This is a genomic window from Haloferax profundi (genome assembly GCF_001469865.1).
GTDB lineage: Archaea > Halobacteriota > Halobacteria > Halobacteriales > Haloferacaceae > Haloferax > Haloferax profundi.
The window spans coordinates 1-1,697 of sequence record NZ_LOPV01000183.1; the positions used below are offsets into that span (position 1 = coordinate 1).

Genomic DNA, 1,697 nt, shown 5'->3' on the forward strand with positions numbered 1-1,697 from the left:
CCGGTGCGAGCCTCGCCGTCGAACGATTCGACGTGTCGGCGGCGAGAGTCGGCGCACTCGGCGGCGTCGACGTCGAACTGATAGACCCCCGAGAGTGAGCAGCCGAGCCGCACGGTTCCGAGTCACAGTGCTGCCGCTCCGGGTTCGGTATTCGTACGAAAAGAGAAATCCGCAGCCGCGACTTACTTGCCCTTCTTCGCGTGCTCCGGCGGGCCGTTGGAGTCGGAGTCGTCCTCAGAGTCGTCCTCTTCGGTGGAGCTGCTACTCTCTTCTTCTTCCTCGTCGTCGTCCTTCTTGTCGTCGTTACCTGCGTGCTCCGGCGGGCCCTGCTTGTCGTCGTTTCCGCCCTTCTCGGCGGCCTGACCGTTCTTGCCGTTGTCTTTGTCCTTCGGGCCGGCGTGTTCAGGACGTTTCTCGTCGGCCTTACCGGGGTTGTTCTCGGTCACGAAGTCGGAGACTGCCTGTCCCATCGGGCCGTCGCCCGCGGTGCTCTTGAGGCGCTCTACGAACGTGCTGACGAGCACCCCGAACGGGTCGTCTTCGGCGACTTCGCCTTGGAGAGTCGCAGTCGTCTCGGCGGTCTGACCGTCGTACTCGGCGGTCACGTCGATGGTGACGTTTTCGAGCGGGTCGGCGAGGTGCACGGTGCCGTTCTCGTCCGTCTCGTAGTCACCCGCGTCGGTGTAGTTGCCGGTGACCGTGACGTTCGCGCCTTCGACGACGTCACCGTCTTCGGTCACGGTGACGACGACGCTCGCGTTTTCGTCTTGGTCGACAGCGACCGAGAGGTCGTCAGCCTCGAAGCTGACGGTGGTCTCTGCCGTCTCGTCGTTCGCGCTCGCGACGAACGTCAGGTTCGTCGTGTTCACCGGTTCCGCGAATTCGACGGTGCCGTCCGCGTCCGTCGTGTACGTGGTGTTGTCGTAGTCGCTCCCGTTGACCTGCACCGACGCGTTCTCGACCGACTCTTCGTACTGCGTGACGGTGGCGGTCACCGTGTCGTTGGCGTCGTCGGTCTCGACGCTGACGTCGAGGGACTCGTCGTGCGGGACGAGTTCTCTCTCGACGGACGTGGTCGTCGTGTTGTTTCCGTCACCTGCGGTGACGTCCAGCGTGACGTTCACGCGTTCGTCCGGGTTCGGGAGTTCGACGGTGCCGTTCGCGTCCGTCGTGTACGTGGTGTTGTTCGCACTGTAGTCGACGCTCGATTCGACGACGGAGACCGTCGCGCTCTCGACGGCCGTCTCGTTCTGTGTCACGGTCACTGTCGCGTTGCCCGTCTCGACGTCCTGCGTGACGTCGACCTGGAGGGACGTGTCGGTGGTCGCCGCACCGACGGTCCCGGGGACCATCGCGACGGTCAGCATCGCAATGACCATGACTGCTGTGGTGAGTTTGCTGCCGCGCATGCAACCACCCATTCTAACCCTACTACAGTAAAGTAAGGTAACCGTGACTTCGGTTTTCGCCGAATTTCACGCCATTCAACGAGTTCGAAATCGGGCTTTCGTCTGTCGATTTTGCCGATTTTCGACGCGAATCTCCCGGCAGAAGTCGGCGGTGACCGAAGCACCCGAGGACGTGGGTCGCCTGCGGCTTCCTCGTCGTCGAGGCGGTGTGTCCGAAATGAGAGAAGGGGGGAACCCGCCACGAGTGCTGCGGCTCACGAGTCCTGAACCGAACGCGAGTGGTGAAGC

1 protein-coding gene is annotated in these 1,697 nt (G+C 63.1%); it reads right to left on the reverse strand.

Features of this window, described 5'->3' with window-relative positions:
* Positions 1-182: 182 nt before the first annotated feature.
* Positions 183-1,409, reverse strand: coding sequence for a hypothetical protein (locus AUR66_RS09905; protein WP_058572276.1), 1,227 nt, complete (start codon positions 1,407-1,409; stop codon positions 183-185).
* Between the last annotated feature and the right edge of the window lie 288 nt (positions 1,410-1,697).